Raw genomic sequence first — 15,978 nt, 5'->3', positions numbered from 1 at the left:
GACAAGAAGATCACGACGTCAGCTTGGTCCCGGCCGCCATGATGTCATTGGCGATTCGGCTGGCGCGGTGGGCGAACTCGTCGCGCAGCCGGCGCGCAGCCATGGCGTCGCTCTCGAGCACACGCTGAAACAGGCTGCGCGAAATCCGCACCACGGTCGAATATTCCAGGGCCGTCGCGGTCGCCGGGCGCCGCATCTCGACCAGCAGCGCCAGCTCGCCGATCAGCATGGTCGGCGTGGCGACGATCTCGGCACCGACCTCGTCGCTGATGCGCAATGACCCACGCTGGACGACATAGCCGCAATCGGCGGTGTCACCTTCGCGGAACAGGGTCTCGCCGCTCTGGATGTTACGCTGCTCGGAGCCGATGGCGATCATGCGAAGCGAGTCGCTTCCCAGCAGGCGCAATGTTGGGACGCGCTCCAATAGCGCAATATCGTCTTCGATCGACATCAAGGGCCCGGGGAAGGCGGAATGGAACCAATATCATAAATGGCGAAACCGCCATCCCCGAACCTATCACGGTACCAACTTGTAGCCACCGGCCTCCGTCACCAGAATCTCTGGATTCGCGGCATCTTTCTCGATCTTCTGCCGCAGACGGTAAATGTGCGTTTCCAGCGTGTGGGTGGTGACGCCGGAATTGTAGCCCCAGACCTCCTGGAGCAGGGTCTCGCGTGACACCGGCTGCTGGCCGGCGCGGTACAGGAAGCGCAGGATCGCCGTTTCCTTCTCCGTCAGGCGGACCTTGCGGGCGTTGGCGCCCGTCAGCATCTTCGAGCCCGGCCGGAAGCTGTAGGGACCGACCGAGAACACCGCGTCCTCGCTGGCCTCGTGCTGGCGAAGCTGGGCGCGGATGCGGGCCAGCAGCACGGCGAAGCGGAAGGGCTTGGCGACATAGTCGTTGGCGCCGGATTCGAGCCCGAGAATCGTATCGGAATCGGTATCGTGCCCGGTCAGCATGATGATCGGCGCCTTGAAGCCGCCCTTGCGCAGGGACCGCACCACTTCGCGGCCATCGGTGTCGGGCAGGCCAACGTCCATCAGAACCAGGTCGGGTGAATTGGCCTTTGCGGCGGTGGCGCCTTTGGCGCCGGTATCGACGGCCTGGGCTTCGAACTCGTCATGCAGCGAGAGCTGCTCCATCAGGGCATCGCGCAGATCGGTGTCGTCATCCACGATCAGGATCTTGCGGGCATTGGCCATTGTACAATCCTCTAGGTGGCGCCGGCGGGATCGGATGGGTGGCGCCGTCAAACGGTGGGCAAACAGGCTCATCAGCCCTGTTCCGTCTTGAAGTAGGGGGCTGTTACCGATTCACAAGCGCCCGGACTCTACTTCAGAATTGGGCAGGGATTGAGATGATTGTCCCGTTCGACCCTCGCGGCGGACCATTTGCCGACATTAAGGCAATTACCGGGCAATAAAGGGCAATGAAAAGGCACGTTGTTTCATGTCGTTATCGAGGAGGACGCGTGGCATGCCAGCATCGCTGATCTCGATTCGCACCACGGCGGGGTCGCGGCAGCGCGGCTGGCTCCAGGTCTGGGGCCAGGCCATCCCGGTGGCGCTCGGCCGCGGCGGCATCCTGGCCAACAAGCGCGAAGGCGATGGTGGTACGCCACGAGGCGTGTTCCGGCCGCGGCGGCTGTGGTGGCGGGCCGACCGTCACCCCCGCCCACACACGGTCCTGCCGGTTCGGCCGATCGGTCCGGAGGATGCCTGGTGCGAGGACCCGGCCGACCGGCATTACAACCAGGCGATCCGGCTGCGCGGCGACTGGCCCGGAGACCGGCTGGCGCGCCAGGACCATCTGTACGATTTCATCATCGAGATCGACCACAACACGCGGCCGCGGATCGCGGGCCGCGGCAGTGCCGTGTTCCTGCATCTGGCGCGGCCGAACTTCGGCCCGACCGCAGGCTGCGTGGCCATGACCCGCCCAGCGATGCTGCGTCTGTTGCAAAGGATCGGCCCGCGCACCAGGATCGTCATCCAATAACAAGAGAAGGGGAGGACGGCATGCGCGCACCGGATCAGCCAGCCAGCGCCGCGGGCCTTCTGCGTCAGCATTGGAACGAAGGCCGGAAGCTGGCAGCGCTGCCGCCGGAGCTGCGTCCAAGGGACCGCGCCGAGGGCTATGCCATCCAGGCCGAACTCGAGCGCCACTCGCCCAAGCCGCTATTTGGCTGGAAAATTGCGGCGACCAGCGAGGCCGGCCAGCGCCATATCAATGTCGCCGGTCCGATGGCCGGGCGGATCCTGGCCGAGACGGTGTTGCCGGCGGGTGGCACCGCAGCGATGGCCGGTAACGCGATGCGGGTCGCGGAGCCGGAGTTCGCGTTCCGCCTGGGAGCGGACCTGCTGCCGCGGCCGACACCCTATGACGTCGCAGAGGTGCTGGCCGCGGTCGACACCCTGCATCCCGCGATCGAGATCCCGGATTCGCGGTTCGCCGACTTCGTCAGCGCCGGCGAGGCGCAACTGATCGCCGACAATGCCTGCGCGCATCTGTTCGTGCTGGGCGAGGCCACCACCGCCGACTGGCGCAGCCGCGACCTGATCGCGGAGCGGCCGCGCATCGCGCTGCGTGGCGAGACCTTCATCGGCCACGGCCGCAACGTGCTTGGTAATCCGCTGATAGCGCTGGCCTGGCTGGTCAACGAGCTCAGCGCGCTTGGCGTGCCCGCGCGGGCAGGGCAGGTGGTCACGACCGGCACCTGTCATGCGCCGCTGCCGATCGGCAGCGGGGACCACATGGAGGCCGATTTCGGCGATCTGGGGCAGGTATCGGTGCGGTTCGAGTAGGGGCCGGCCGCGATTGCGCCCCCCTTCAGCGATGCCCGAAGATCGCCGAGCCAACACGGACATGCGTGGCGCCGAACTGGATGGCGGTGGCGAAGTCAGCGCTCATGCCCATCGACAGATGCGCAAGGCCATTGCGGGCGGCGATCTTGGCGGTCAGCGCGAAATGCGGACCGGGCGCGTCCTCTACCGGCGGAATGCACATCAGCCCTGAAATCGCGAGCCCGTAGTCCTTGCGGCAGGCGGCGATGAAGGCGTCGGCGTCGCCGGGCGCGATTCCCGCCTTCTGCGGTTCCTCGCCGGTATTGATCTGGACGAACAGCTGCGGATGCCGGCCCTGGGCGGAAATCTCCTTGGCGAGCGCCGCGCACAGGCTTGGCCGGTCCACCGAATGGATGGCCTCGAACAGCGCCACCGCCTCCTTGGCCTTGTTGGATTGTAGCGGCCCGATCAGGTGCAGTGCGAGTCCCGGATGCGCGGCCATCAGTGGCGGCCACTTGGCTTTGGCTTCCTGAACGCGATTTTCACCGAACACGCGCTGTCCGGCCGCGATCACCGGCTCGATTGCCTCGGCATCGAAGGTCTTCGACACGGCGATCAGCGTGACCGAGGCGCGATCGCGCTCGGCATCGCGGCAGGCGCGCAGAATCTCCTGCTCGACCGCGGCGAGCGCAGACGGCGAGGACGGGGATGAGGCGTTCAATTCAGGCACGATGGCGTCCGTCGGTCGGTAGATTTACGGGTTTGGCTGCAATTTTACAGAGTTCGAGAAAGGGTTCTTGAGCCCTTCTCCTTACCCTGCACGGTCGGGGTAGGGGAAAGAAATGCCAAGCATCCGCTTCAATCGCAATAGAGTGAAGCTGAACCGGCTGATGGGGATCCGCGCCCGGCTGGCGCTGCTCGCCCTGATCCTGGTGGCGCCGCTGATGCTGGAACGCGCGCGCTCCCTGGAAAGCGCCAGGACGAGGCAGATCGCGCTCGCATCGGAGGAATTCTTCGGCCTCGCCCGGCAAAGCGCCGACATGCAGCGCGAGGTCATCATGTCGGTGGAGACGGTGCTGAAGTCGACCGCCTATGTCCGGGCGTCGAGCACCGGCGTGAGCCGCAGTTGCGACATGATGCGCGCCAGCCTGCCGGCGACCCTGCCCTGGATCCGCACCCTGATGATCGCCGGCCGCGACGGCCGCATCCAGTGCTCGACCAACAACCAATATGTCGGGCTCGATTTCAGCGACCGGCCGTATTTCCGTGGCGCCCAGGAATCACGCGATTTCGTGTTCAGCGACTACCTGCTGTCGAAACCGGCGCACGTGCCGATCGTCATGGCCGCCTATCCGGTCGGCGCCATCACCGGCGAGCCGGACGCGGTGATGCTGGCGAGCGTGAACCTGGAATGGATGTCCAAGATCATGAACAATCTTGGCGGCCGCCCCGGCATCACGGCGGTGCTGGTCGACAGCGAAGGAACCGTGCTGGCAGCGCCCGTCGACCGCACCGAGCTGATCGGCCGGCCGCTCGACAGCGTGCCGTTGTTGTCGGCCGTTGCCGAGACCGCGCTGAGTTCGGGGAAGCCGACCGAGACGATGGGCTTCACGGCGGCGGATGGATCCAAGCGCGCGATCACCTTCACCCGGATCGCCGACACCGGATCGCGGCTGATCGTCAGCATCGATGAGACCCGCGTCACCGCCGCCATCGACCGCGAGATCCGCAACGCCTATCTGCAGGCCGGCCTCGTGTGCCTGATCGTGCTGCTCGGCGCGCTGATCGCCGCCGAGAAGCTGATCGTGAAGCCCGTCAGCATGCTCGCCGCGACCGCCAAGCGCTTCGGCCATGGCCACTGGTCGGCGCGCGTCACCACCAAGCATCTGCCGTCGGAGTTCGTGCCGCTGGCAAAGTCCTTCAATGCGATGGCCGCCAAGCTTGGCCAGCGCGAGCGCGAGCTGGTCGCCGCGAATGACCGGCTGACGGTGATGGCGTCGATCGACATGCTCTCAGGCCTCGCCAACCGCCGCGGCTTCCAGAACCGCATCGACGTCGAATGGAGCCGCGCGCAGCAGGCCGGCACCGAGCTGTCGCTGCTGATGATCGATGTCGACCACTTCAAGCTCTACAACGACACCTATGGTCACCCCGAGGGTGACGCCTGCCTGTCACGTCTCGGCGAGACGCTGTCGCAGATCGCCGGCGCGATGACGGCTTTCGCCGGCCGCTATGGCGGTGAGGAGTTCTGCCTGTTGTTGCCGGGCATGGGTGCCAGAGAGGCGCTCGCGATCGGCGAGCAGGTGCGCGCCGCGGTGCTGGAGCTCGAGCTGCCGCATGCGACCTCGGCGCATCAATGCGTCACCGTGAGCGTCGGCGTCGCCTCGACGCGGCCGAACGAATCGCTGATGCCCTCCGACCTGATCGAAGCCGCCGACGCCGCGCTCTATGCGGCCAAGCATCGCGGCCGCAACACGGTGGTTGCACATGGCTTCGCGGATTTCGCTGACGACAGGAGCGGCGTGGTGCGCGCCGGATAGGGCGCTGCGGCCGCGGCCCGCAATCAGCCGACCGCGAGCTTGCGGTCGAGCTCGAGCTCGGTGACGACGCGGTTGCGACCGAGCTTCTTGGCGAGATACAGCGCGCGGTCGCAACGGTCGATGAGATCAGCCATCGATTCGCCGAACTGGAACTGGCCGACGCCGATCGACACCGTGATCTGCGGCAACACCTCGCCGGTCGAGCGACGCGTGAACTGACAGTCGGCGATGGTGCGTCGGATCCGCTCCGCGATGACAGTGCAACCTTCGAGGTCGGTCTGCGGCAGCACCGCGATCAGTTCCTCGCCGCCATAGCGCGCCGGAAGATCGTTGTCGCGGACGCGCTCGCGCAAGGCTTTGGCGACAAGGCGAAGCACCTGATCGCCGACGCCATGGCCGTAATTGTCGTTGAACTTCTTGAAGTGGTCGACGTCGATCAGGAGAATGCTGAGCGGCTCGTCGCGCTCCATCGCCTCGATCTGCGCGTGGCGGAAGAACTCTTCGAGCGCGCGGCGGTTCGGCAATCCGGTCAGCGTGTCGGTACGCGCGCGCTGCTCCGACTTGTTGAGCGAGTCCCTGATGGTGTCGAGCTCGCGTGACTTTTCGGCAAAGCTCACTTCGAGTTTCGCAGCACGCGCGGTCGCCTGGGCGAGCTCGCTGACCAGGTTCTCGATCAGGATCTTCGGATCGACGCCCTGCTCGCTGCGTTCGGCAACGCCATCGATCGCCGCCATGTGCGTGCGGTTGTCGGCGATCGCGGCGGTCAGATAACTTTTGGCGGAGTCCATCACGCCATGCAACTGCTGCGAGACTTTGTGGACGACGGCCGCTTCCGTACCCTGCTGGCCGATGTACGTGTCGAACAGCGCCTGGTTGGTGGTCTTGTCGAACTTGCGCTTGTTGCTGACCAGGATGTCGACGGCGCGCTTGAGGTCCGACGCCGAGCCCAGGGAGTACTTGAACCACAGATGGAAGTTGTTAGGCGTCGGTGGCACGCGCTGTTGAGCCATGGATTTCATGGCCTTTTCCGCGACCGTCGTCGCGTACTCGAAGTCAAGCTCGTCGAACGTAGCGCCGGACACGATGTGGAGTGACCCCAGATGCGGGCGGATGCCTGGATGTATGCACTCAGTCTCCCATTCAAGTCTTAACCGTGCCTCAATCGGACCTTCGACACTGCCGGCAGAGCCCGCAAAAAAACTCACGATTACCGTCGCTTAGCCGATGCCCAAAATGGTATCATCATCTGTCGCCCCATTGACCGGGCTGCCGCTTTTGTGGCCTAGTCCGCCGTCTTCAAACGACGCGAATCCTCGAAAATTATAAGCGATTCCATGACATCCGAACGCTACAACGCCCGTGAAGCCGAGCCGCGCTGGCAGCGCCAGTGGGACGAGAAGGCGATCTTCGCCACGAAGAACGACGATCCGCGCCCGAAATACTACGTACTCGAGATGTTTCCCTATCCGTCGGGACGCATCCATATCGGCCACGTCCGTAATTATACGCTCGGTGACGTGCTGGCCCGCTTCATGCGCGCCAAGGGTTTCAACGTCCTGCACCCGATGGGCTGGGATGCGTTCGGCCTGCCGGCGGAGAACGCCGCGATCGAGCGCAAGGTGGCGCCGAAGGCGTGGACCTACGACAACATCGCCGCGATGAAGAAGCAGCTGCGCTCGATCGGGCTGTCGCTCGACTGGGCGCGCGAGTTCGCCACCTGCGATCCGTCCTACTACAAGCACCAGCAGAAGATGTTCCTCGACTTCATGCAGGCGGGGCTGGTCGAGCGCGAGAAGCGCAAGGTGAACTGGGATCCGGTCGACATGACCGTGCTCGCCAACGAGCAGGTCATCGACGGTCGCGGCTGGCGCTCCGGTGCGGTGGTCGAACAGCGTGAGATGAACCAGTGGGTGTTCAAGATCACGAAGTACTCGCAGGAGCTGCTGGACGCGCTCGATGGTCTCGACCGCTGGCCCGACAAGGTGCGGCTGATGCAGCGCAACTGGATCGGCCGCTCGGAAGGCCTGCTGATCCGTTTTGCGCTGGATCCGGCGACGACGCCGGCCGGCGAGACCGAATTGAAGATCTTCACGACCCGGCCGGACACGCTGTTCGGCGCCAAGTTCATGGCGATCTCGGCCGACCATCCGCTGACCCAGGCCGCGGCGGCGAAGAACCCGGAGCTCGCCGCGTTCATCGCCGAGATCAAGCGGATCGGCACCGCGCAGGAGGCGATCGACACCGCGGAGAAGCAGGGCTTCGACACCGGCATCCGCGCCGTGCACCCGTTCGATCCAAGCTGGACCTTGCCGGTCTATGTCGCCAATTTCGTGCTGATGGAGTACGGCACCGGCGCCATCTTCGGCTGCCCGGCGCATGACCAGCGCGACCTCGACTTCGTCAACAAATACGGCCTCGGCAATGTCCCGGTGGTTTGCCCCGAGGGCCAGGACCCAGCGAGCTTCGTCATCACCGACACCGCGTTCGACGGCGACGGCCGCCTGATCAATTCGCGCTTCCTCGACGGCATGACGATCGCGCAAGCCAAGGACGAGGTCGCCAGGCGGCTCGAGAGCGAGCCGCGCGGCGGCGCGCCGGTCGGCGAGCGCCAGGTCAATTTCCGCCTGCGCGACTGGGGCATCTCGCGCCAGCGCTATTGGGGCTGCCCGATCCCGGTGATCCACTGCCCCAAATGCGATGTCGTGCCGGTGCCGGCGCAGGACCTGCCGGTCGTGCTGCCTGATGACGTCACCTTCGACAAGCCCGGCAACGCACTCGACCACCATCCGAGCTGGAGGCACGTCACCTGCCCGACATGCGGGGCCAAGGCGACCCGCGAAACCGACACGATGGACACCTTCGTCGATTCGTCCTGGTACTTCGCGCGCTTCACCGATCCGTGGAACGAGACCTCGCCGACGACACCTGCGGTCGCCAACCGGATGATGCCGGTGGATCAGTATATCGGCGGCGTCGAGCACGCGATCCTGCATCTGCTCTACAGCCGATTCTTCACCCGCGCGATGAAGGCCACCGGCCACGTCGCCATGGACGAGCCGTTCGCCGGCATGTTCACGCAGGGCATGGTGGTCCACGAGACTTACCAGAAGGCCGATGGCACCTACGTCAATCCCGCCGAGGTCAAGATCGAGGTCGGCGGCAACGGCCGCCGCGCGGTGCTGGCCGCCACCGGCGAGGACATCACGATCGGCCCGATCGAGAAGATGTCGAAGTCGAAGAAGAACACCGTCGATCCCGACGACATCATCGAGAGCTACGGCGCCGACGTCGCGCGCTGGTTCATGCTGTCGGACTCACCGCCGGATCGCGACGTGATCTGGAGCGACGAACGGGTGCAGGGCGCGGCCCGCTTCGTCCAGCGGCTGTGGCGGCTGGTCAACGAATCGGTCGCAGCAAGCCAGGAGGCCCCCTCCTCCCGTCCCTCCGACTTCGGCGCAGACGCGCTGGCGCTGCGCAAGGCCGCGCATGGCGCTCTCGACAAGGTGACCGGCGGCATCGAGCGGCTGCATTTCAACGTCTGCCTGGCTCACATCCGCGAATTCGCCAACGCGCTGGCCGAGGTGCTGGGCAGGCCGGCGACGCCGGCGCCGGACCTGGCCTGGGCGATTCGCGAGGCCGCTGGCATCCTGGTGCAGCTGATCTCGCCGATGATGCCGCATCTGGCCGAGGAATGCTGGCAGGTGCTGGGCCAGACTGGCCTGATCTCGGAGGCCTCCTGGCCGCAAATCGAACGCGATTTGCTGGTTGAGGACAGCATGACCCTGGTCGTCCAGGTCAACGGCAAGAAGCGCGGAGAAGTCACAGTCGCCAGCAACGCGCAGAATCCGGAAATTGAGTCTGCCGTTTTGGCCCTCGATGCAGTAAAACTAGCGCTGGACGGCAAGGCCGTTCGCAAGGTGATCATTGTTCCCAAGAGGATCGTGAATGTCGTCGGCTAGGTTTCGGATCGCTGCACGCCTCGTTGCCGTGGCCGCCTTGGCCGGGCTGACGGCCGGCTGCTTCCAGCCGATGTACGCGGAGCACGCCGACGGCACCCCTGCCCTGCGCGACAAGCTGATGGGCATCGAGCTGCCGCCGGTCGACAAGCCGAACGCCTCCCCCGAGGCGCGCATTGGCGTCGGTATCCGCAACGCGCTCGCATTCAAGCTCTACGGCACCGCGACCGGCACGGCCCCGACCCACAAGCTGGTGCTGCGATTGCAGACCAGCCGGTCCTCGCTGATCGTCTCGCAGACGACCGGTCTGCCGACCACCGAGAATGTCGGCGTCGACGTGCAGTACAATCTGGTCGAGCTGGCGACCAACAAGTCGGTCATGACCGGTACGACCTTCGCGCGTACCTCCTACGACATCCCCGGCTCGTACCAGCGCTTCGCCCGCCAGCGCGCCTTCCGTGATGCCGAGGATCGCGCCTCCGAGGAAGTCGCCGAGAAGATCAAGACGCGGCTCGCAGCCTATTTCACCGCCGGCACCTGACGCACGGCTGATATCGCCGTGGTCGCGCTGCGCGGACGAGACATCGATGCCTTCCTGGCCAAACCGGACGCCACCCGGCCGCTGATCCTGTTGTACGGCCCGGATACGGGCCTGGTCCGTGAGCGTGCCGAGGCCCTTATCGCGTCGGCCGTCGACAACCCCGATGATCCCTTCTCCGTGGTCAGGCTCGACGGTGACGAGCTCTCCGCGGAACCGTCGCGCCTCGTCGACGAAGCCATGACGGTGCCGCTGTTCGGCGGCCGGCGGGCCATCCGGGTGCGCGCCGGCTCGCGCAATTTCGCCAGCGGCGTCGAGACGCTCAGCGAGATGAATGTACGGGACTGCCGCATCGTCATCGAGGCCGGCGACATCCGCCCCGATTCGCCACTGCGCAAGATTTGCGAGAAGGCCAAAACGGCGGTCGCGATCGGCTGCTACCCGGACACCGAGCGCGATCTCGCCAAGCTGATCGACGACGAATTGCGCATCGCCGCCCTGCGCATCGCGCCCGACGCTCGCGCCTCGCTGATGGCCCTGCTGGGGGGCGACCGCCAGGCCTCGCGCAACGAGCTGCGCAAGCTGACCTTGTTCGCCCATGGCGAGGGCGAGGTGACGCTCGACCATGTGATGGCGGTGGTCGCCGATGCCTCGGAGATGAAGCTCGACCCGATCGTCGACGGCGCCTTCGGCGGCAAGCCCGAAATGGTCGAGACCGAGTTCGGCAAGGCCATGATCGCCGGCACCTATCCCGGTGTCATCATCTCCGCTGCGCAGCGACATGCAGCATGGCTGCACAAATCGGCCCTTGCCGTCGCATCCGGCACGCCCGTGTCGGCCATTCTCGAAGGCGGTTTTCCGCGGCTGCATTTCTCACGAAAGCCGAGCGCCGAGACGGCGCTGCGCAATTTCTCTCCGGCGCGGCTGCTGCCGATCATCGACCAGCTCGCCACCGCCGCCCTCGACATGCGCAAGCAGCCGGGCCTCGCCGCAGCCATCGCGCAGCGAACGCTGCTGTCGATCGCGGTGAACGCGCGGCGCAAGGGGTGAGTGGGCCCGAGGCCTTGCTCCAATCTCCGACGTCATTCCGGGGCGACGCGCGCCGGCGCGGCGAGCCCGGAATCCATCGGGCCAAGCGATCTGCCGAGAGATGGATTCCGGGTTCGTGCTGCGCACTCCCCGGAATGACGGAGGAGAGTTTCGAGATCACCAGAGGCAACCGTGACCAGGAAGCACTGGTCGTACCCCTCGCCTAATGAGTAACTCGTCGTGCCCGGGCTTGACCCGGGTACCCATCCTCTTGGAGCGAGCACCCTTAAAAGATGGATGGCCGGGTCAAGCCCGGCCATGGCGATGTGGTGAGGACGTCATAACAAAGCTGACAGGAGTTCGTAGGAAGTATCTCGACAACGGGACAGCAATTACGACCTAACAGCCTAACCCTGCTCCAGCCGCCGCATCACCTCGTCGAGCTGCTCGAGGCTGCGGTAGGTGATCTGCACCGTGCCGCCGGGGTCGCGGTGGCTGATCGACACCGAAAGGCCGAGCGCATCGCCGACACGCTTCTCCAACGCGATGGTGTCGGCGTCCTTCTTCTCCGCCGGCGCACTGCCCCCAGAGCTGCGTGGCTTCTGCGGCTTGCGTTCCGGCACGCCCTCCTCGTGCGCGAGCGCCTCGGTCTGGCGGACGTTCAATCCTTCCGCGATGATCTTCTTCGCCGCCGACATCGGATCCGGCAGGTTGATCAGCGCACGCGCATGACCGGCCGAGATCTGTCCCGTCGCGATGAAGCCCTGCACCTCGGCCGGCAGCTTGGTCAGCCGCATCATGTTGGCGACGTGGCTGCGGCTCTTGCCGACGATCTTGGCGATGTCTTCCTGGTTGCGTTTGAACTCGTTGGCGAGCGCGTGATAGCCCTGCGCCTCCTCCATCGGATTGAGATCCTCGCGCTGCACGTTCTCGATGATCGCGAGCTCCAGGGCATCGCTGTCGCTGACATCGACCGGAACGATCGGCACCTCGTGCAGGCCGGCGGCCTGCGAGGCGCGCCAGCGCCGCTCGCCGGCGATGATCTCGTAGCGGTCGTGCTGGCCCTTCACCGGACGCACCACGATCGGCTGGATCACGCCGTGCTGCTTGATCGAGGCCGAGAGCTCGGCGAGCTCGCCGTCGGAAAACGTCTTGCGCGGATTGCGCGGGTTGGGCTTCAGAAACTCGATGGGCACCTTGCGCTGGTTGCGCGGCCGCTCTGGCGGCGCCCCCGCCTCGCGCCCGACGTCACCGATCAGACTTGCGAGACCCCGGCCCAATCGCGATCGCGACTCGTCGGCCATCGCCTTCTCCTTTGGATTCACGTCACGCTCCGCTTGCGTCTGCTGCCGATCGGTCCCGTCGGCACAATGAACGAGGGAGCGGATTCATTTCGAAACCCGCTGTCGTCCTCGAATGAGATCCGGGCGACGAGGTCCCCCGGAGCAGAGGCAAAGTCAGTTCGTGCGCAGGTCACGCTCGCGCTGAATGACTTCGGTCGCGAGCTTGAGATAGGCCTCGCTGCCAACGCACTTCAAGTCGTAGACCAGCACCGGCTTGCCGTAGGACGGCGCTTCCGAGATGCGCACGTTGCGCGGGATCATCGTGTTGTAGACCTTCGATCCCATGAATTGGCGGACGTCGGCGACGACCTGGTTCGACAGGTTGTTGCGCGAGTCGAACATCGTCAGCACGATGCCGTGGATCGAGAGGTTCGGGTTCAGGGTCGAGCGCACCTGCTCCACAGTCTGCAGCAGCTGCGACAGACCTTCGAGCGCGAAGAACTCGCACTGCAGCGGCACCAGGATCGCGTCGGACGCGGCCATTGCATTGACCGTCAGCAGGTTCAGCGACGGCGGACAATCGACCAGCACGTAGGTGTAGTCGTTCTCCGGCGAGACGTTGTTGTTGAGGCCGGCGATCGCATCGCGCAGACGGAAGGCGCGGTTGGCGGTGGAGCCGAGCTCGAGCTCAAGACCCGACAAGTCCATCGTCGAGGAGGCGATGTGCAGCCGCGGCACGGCCGTCGCAACGATGGCGTCGCGCAGCGAGGCCTCGCCGATCAGCACGTCATAGGTCGAGCAGTTGCGGCTGCCGCGGTCGATGCCGAGCCCGGTCGAGGCGTTGCCCTGCGGATCGAGGTCGACGATCAGCACCCGCTCGCCGATCGCTGCCAGCGCCGTGCCGAGGTTGATCGCGGTCGTGGTCTTGCCGACCCCGCCCTTCTGATTGGCGAGCGCCAGGATGCGCGGATGCCCCTCCGGGTGTTGGGCTCTATCTTCTTGATAAATCTGATCAATTACGGCCATGCGCGATCGCCATTGGTTGTCGTCTTGACGGAATTCAGCTCTGTCGCTCGATGCAATCGATTGCGACGATCCAGCCCTGCCCGCCCGTCCGGCTGGAGTGAAGTTTCGACTCAATTTTCCAATACTTAGTAGATTCGGTCAATTCCGCTTCTACATCTTGACCCTTGAGAAACAGCGCTTTCGCGCCTTTTTTCACCAAGGGCTCCGCAAAGCCGATGAGCTGATGTAGCGGAGCCAGCGCGCGTGCGGTCACGCAATCGACTCGCCCGCTCCACTTCTCCACGATATCCCCGATCTCTGACAAATGCACGATCCCCGGAGCGCCGGTGACGCGAATTGCCTCGCGCAGGAACGCTGCCTTCTTGGCGTTGCGCTCGACCAAGTGAATCTGTGCATCCGGCCGATCGGCCAAAGCGCAAGCAAGCACGACGCCGGGAAAGCCGCCGCCGCTGCCCAGATCAACCCAGATCCTGGCGTCGGGCGCGAGATCGAGAAGCTGCAACGAGTCGGCGATGTGGCGCGTCCAGAGATGAGGCAAGGTCGACGGCGCGACCAAATTGGTCTTCGCCTGCCACTCCAGCAGCAGCGCAATGTAGCGATCGAGGCGCTGCTCCGTTTCACGTGAAACGGGAGTCAGCGCGAGCGCTGCCGCCTTGTCCGATTCGATCATCTTGGATGCCACCGCTGGCGATGCCTGTTTCACGTGAAACGCCTCAGCCGGTGGCCTTGCTGCGACGCGCTTCCCGACGGAGATAGGCCGCAAGGATCCCGAGCGCCGCCGGCGTCATGCCATCGATCTGGCCCGCCTGTCCGATCGTCCACGGCTTGGCTGCAGTCAGCTTCGCCCGCGCCTCATTCGAAAGACCCGGGACGAGCGCATAATCGACCCCACCGAGCACCAAGCCCTCATCGCGCCGGAAGGCATCCACGTCCGCGCTCTGGCGGCGGACATAGACATCATATTTGGCATCGATCTCCAGATGGACGGCGGTGCCGGGATCGATCGCACCGAGCTCCGGCCAGATCGCTCTCACCTCGGAGAAGCCGATCTCCGGATAGGCCATCAGATCGAAGGCCGAGCGGCGCTGGCCATCCTTGTTGAGCGTGAGGCCATGCTTCGCCGCCTCGTTGGGCGTGATCGTCAGCGACCTCGCCATCGAACGGGCAGCCTCCAACCCATCCATCTTGGTTCGATGGAAACGCGCGCGATCGCCACCGACGCAGCCGAGCGCAATGCCCTTGTCGGTGAGACGCTGATCGGCGTTGTCCGCCCGCAGCGTGAGACGATACTCGGCGCGCGAGGTGAACATGCGGTAGGGCTCGGTGATCCCGCGCGTCACGAGGTCATCAATCATCACGCCGAGATAGCCGTCGGCACGATCGAACACGATCGACTCGCCGCCGCCCGCCGCGAGCGCCGCATTGAGCCCGGCTACCAGACCCTGGGCGGCAGCCTCTTCGTAGCCGGTCGTGCCGTTGATCTGACCCGCCAGGAACAGGCCCCTCATCCGCTTGGTCTGGAGCGTTGGCTCCAGCTCGCGTGGATCGACGTGGTCGTACTCGATCGCATAGCCCGGTCGGATCATCCGGACGCGCTCGAGGCCCGGGATGGTCGGCAGCAGCGCGAGCTGGACCTCCTCGGGCAACGAGGTCGAGATACCGTTCGGGTAGACGGTGGTGTCGTCGAGCCCTTCCGGCTCCAGGAAGATCTGGTGACCGTCGCGATCACCGAAGCGTACGATCTTGTCCTCAACCGACGGACAGTAGCGCGGCCCGGTCGACTTGATCTGGCCGGAGTACATCGGCGAGCGATGGACGTTGGCGCGGATCACCTTATGGGTCGCGGTCGTCGTTCGGGTAATCCCGCACTGGATCTGCGGGGTGGTGATCCTGTCGGTCAGGACGGAGAACGGCTCCGGCGGATCGTCGCCGGGCTGCATCTCGACCGCTGTCCAGTCGATCGTCGATCCATCCAGACGCGGCGGCGTGCCGGTCTTGAGCCGCCCAAGCCGAAATCCGATGGCTTCGAGAGACCGGGACAGCCCCAGCGCCGGCGCTTCGCCGACCCGGCCGGCCGGCCAGGTCCTCTCACCCAGGTGAATCAGACCACGCAGAAACGTGCCGGTCGTGATAACGACGGCGCCACAGATGAAGGTCCTGCCGTCAGTCAGCCGCAACCCCGCCACCCGCCCGCCGGTAGCGATCAGTTCGTCCGCCTCGCCTTCAATGACGGCGAGATTCGCGGTCTCCCGGATCGCCGACTGCATCGCGGCAGCGTAGAGCTTACGGTCGGCTTGGGCGCGTGGACCTCGAACGGCCGGCCCCTTCCGGCGATTCAGAACCCGAAACTGGATACCGCCAGCATCGGCGACGCGACCCATCAGCCCGTCGAGAGCATCAACCTCGCGAACCAGATGTCCCTTCCCCAGCCCACCTATGGCCGGATTGCAGGACATGGCGCCGATGGTCGCGAACTGATGCGTGATCAGGGCGGTTCGGGCACCCATGCGCGCCGCGCCCGCCGCAGCTTCACAGCCAGCGTGGCCGCCACCGATGACGATGACGTCGTAGGATGTCAGATGCTCGCTCATGAGGCTTATCTAGCGCGTGCGGACAACGCTCGGAAGACGTTTCACGTGAAACATTCGCCACCGTCGGGCAGGGAGGGAGATGTTTCACGTGAAGCAGCATCGGTGCCATCTGGGACTTGTTTCACGTGAAACGTCCAACGAGGGCTCTACCCTGTTTCACGTGAAACGATTGACGATCAGTTAACCAAGCAACATTTCATTAAGCATATCTGCGTCCGCCGAGGTTC

14 protein-coding genes are annotated in these 15,978 nt (G+C 65.2%); 6 read left to right on the top strand and 8 right to left on the bottom strand.

Annotated features, from left to right (window positions below):
- Positions 1–10: 10 nt before the first annotated feature.
- Together QW868_RS09255 and QW868_RS09250 are read right to left on the bottom strand one after the other, a co-directional pair.
- The gene (locus tag QW868_RS09255) at positions 11–454 is read right to left on the bottom strand and encodes a cyclic nucleotide-binding domain-containing protein (RefSeq protein ID WP_315740402.1); all 444 of its coding nucleotides are present in this window, start codon (positions 452–454) and stop codon (positions 11–13) included.
- A gap of 66 nt (positions 455–520) precedes the next feature.
- A complete protein-coding gene (locus QW868_RS09250; RefSeq protein WP_315716813.1) occupies positions 521–1,207 on the bottom strand; it encodes a response regulator transcription factor in 687 nt (228 codons plus the stop codon).
- Positions 1,208–1,481: 274 nt separating this feature from the next.
- Between QW868_RS09250 and QW868_RS09245 the strand changes: the two genes are divergently transcribed.
- Both QW868_RS09245 and QW868_RS09240 read left to right on the top strand, forming a co-directional pair.
- Entirely contained in the window at positions 1,482–2,003 is a 522-nt protein-coding gene (locus QW868_RS09245; protein WP_316230394.1) for a L,D-transpeptidase, read from the top strand.
- Between the two features lie 20 nt (positions 2,004–2,023).
- The gene (locus QW868_RS09240) at positions 2,024–2,809 is read left to right on the top strand and encodes a hydratase (RefSeq protein ID WP_316230393.1); all 786 of its coding nucleotides are present in this window, start codon (positions 2,024–2,026) and stop codon (positions 2,807–2,809) included.
- 25 nt (positions 2,810–2,834) lie between these two features.
- On the opposite strand, the gene QW868_RS09235 is transcribed toward QW868_RS09240, so the two are convergent.
- Positions 2,835–3,518, bottom strand: coding sequence for a YggS family pyridoxal phosphate-dependent enzyme (locus QW868_RS09235; RefSeq protein ID WP_315759092.1), 684 nt, complete (start codon positions 3,516–3,518; stop codon positions 2,835–2,837).
- A gap of 112 nt (positions 3,519–3,630) precedes the next feature.
- On the opposite strand from QW868_RS09235, the gene QW868_RS09230 reads away from it, so the two are divergent.
- Positions 3,631–5,328, top strand: coding sequence for a diguanylate cyclase domain-containing protein (locus tag QW868_RS09230; RefSeq protein ID WP_316230392.1), 1,698 nt, complete (start codon positions 3,631–3,633; stop codon positions 5,326–5,328).
- 23 nt (positions 5,329–5,351) lie between these two features.
- Here the strand turns inward: QW868_RS09230 and QW868_RS09225 are convergent, their stop codons facing one another.
- Complete coding sequence (locus QW868_RS09225) at positions 5,352–6,338, bottom strand: GGDEF domain-containing protein (protein WP_315740505.1); 987 nt, start codon at positions 6,336–6,338, stop codon at positions 5,352–5,354.
- Positions 6,339–6,662: 324 nt separating this feature from the next.
- On the opposite strand from QW868_RS09225, the gene leuS reads away from it, so the two are divergent.
- From leuS to holA, 3 genes are read left to right on the top strand one after another with little or no spacing between them, the layout of a single operon-like run.
- Positions 6,663–9,287, top strand: coding sequence for a leucine--tRNA ligase (gene leuS / locus QW868_RS09220; RefSeq protein WP_315813461.1), 2,625 nt, complete (start codon positions 6,663–6,665; stop codon positions 9,285–9,287).
- Positions 9,274–9,825 carry an LPS assembly lipoprotein LptE gene (gene lptE / locus QW868_RS09215; RefSeq protein WP_315740408.1) on the top strand — a complete coding sequence of 184 codons (552 nt, stop codon included), beginning with the start codon at positions 9,274–9,276 and terminating at the stop codon, positions 9,823–9,825. Before leuS ends, lptE begins: the two co-directional genes overlap by 14 nt.
- A gap of 18 nt (positions 9,826–9,843) precedes the next feature.
- Complete coding sequence (gene holA / locus QW868_RS09210; RefSeq protein ID WP_316230391.1) at positions 9,844–10,872, top strand: DNA polymerase III subunit delta; 1,029 nt, start codon at positions 9,844–9,846, stop codon at positions 10,870–10,872.
- Between the two features lie 386 nt (positions 10,873–11,258).
- Here holA and QW868_RS09205 read toward each other — a convergent pair whose 3' ends face one another.
- The 4 genes from QW868_RS09205 to mnmG all read right to left on the bottom strand — a co-directional run bounded on the left by QW868_RS09205 (position 11,259) and on the right by mnmG (position 15,751).
- Positions 11,259–12,155 carry a ParB/RepB/Spo0J family partition protein gene (locus tag QW868_RS09205; RefSeq protein ID WP_315740410.1) on the bottom strand — a complete coding sequence of 299 codons (897 nt, stop codon included), beginning with the start codon at positions 12,153–12,155 and terminating at the stop codon, positions 11,259–11,261.
- Between the two features lie 153 nt (positions 12,156–12,308).
- Entirely contained in the window at positions 12,309–13,160 is an 852-nt protein-coding gene (locus tag QW868_RS09200) for a ParA family protein (protein WP_315798580.1), read from the bottom strand.
- Positions 13,161–13,194: 34 nt separating this feature from the next.
- The gene (gene rsmG / locus QW868_RS09195; protein WP_410051285.1) at positions 13,195–13,863 is read right to left on the bottom strand and encodes a 16S rRNA (guanine(527)-N(7))-methyltransferase RsmG; all 669 of its coding nucleotides are present in this window, start codon (positions 13,861–13,863) and stop codon (positions 13,195–13,197) included.
- A 10-nt stretch (positions 13,864–13,873) separates the two neighbouring features.
- Positions 13,874–15,751, bottom strand: coding sequence for a tRNA uridine-5-carboxymethylaminomethyl(34) synthesis enzyme MnmG (gene mnmG, locus QW868_RS09190; RefSeq protein WP_316230390.1), 1,878 nt, complete (start codon positions 15,749–15,751; stop codon positions 13,874–13,876).
- Positions 15,752–15,978 lie beyond the last annotated feature (227 nt).

This window comes from Bradyrhizobium sp. SZCCHNR1051, assembly GCF_032489615.1.
GTDB lineage: Bacteria > Pseudomonadota > Alphaproteobacteria > Rhizobiales > Xanthobacteraceae > Bradyrhizobium.
This window is presented reverse-complemented; position numbering and strand designations above follow the sequence as displayed.

Excerpts from the sequence above, each read along its gene's own strand:
- QW868_RS09255 (WP_315740402.1), bottom strand. The coding sequence starts at position 454 with ATGTCGATCGAAGACGATATTGCGCTATTGGAGCGCGTCCCAACATTG.
- QW868_RS09250 (WP_315716813.1), bottom strand. The coding sequence starts at position 1,207 with ATGGCCAATGCCCGCAAGATCCTGATCGTGGATGACGACACCGATCTG.
- QW868_RS09245 (WP_316230394.1), top strand. The coding sequence starts at position 1,482 with ATGCCAGCATCGCTGATCTCGATTCGCACCACGGCGGGGTCGCGGCAG.
- QW868_RS09240 (WP_316230393.1), top strand. The coding sequence starts at position 2,024 with ATGCGCGCACCGGATCAGCCAGCCAGCGCCGCGGGCCTTCTGCGTCAG.
- QW868_RS09230 (WP_316230392.1), top strand. The coding sequence starts at position 3,631 with ATGCCAAGCATCCGCTTCAATCGCAATAGAGTGAAGCTGAACCGGCTG.
- QW868_RS09225 (WP_315740505.1), bottom strand. The coding sequence starts at position 6,338 with ATGGCTCAACAGCGCGTGCCACCGACGCCTAACAACTTCCATCTGTGG.
- leuS (WP_315813461.1), top strand. The coding sequence starts at position 6,663 with ATGACATCCGAACGCTACAACGCCCGTGAAGCCGAGCCGCGCTGGCAG.
- lptE (WP_315740408.1), top strand. The coding sequence starts at position 9,274 with ATGTCGTCGGCTAGGTTTCGGATCGCTGCACGCCTCGTTGCCGTGGCC.
- QW868_RS09205 (WP_315740410.1), bottom strand. The coding sequence starts at position 12,155 with ATGGCCGACGAGTCGCGATCGCGATTGGGCCGGGGTCTCGCAAGTCTG.
- QW868_RS09200 (WP_315798580.1), bottom strand. The coding sequence starts at position 13,160 with ATGGCCGTAATTGATCAGATTTATCAAGAAGATAGAGCCCAACACCCG.
- mnmG (WP_316230390.1), bottom strand. The coding sequence starts at position 15,751 with ATGAGCGAGCATCTGACATCCTACGACGTCATCGTCATCGGTGGCGGC.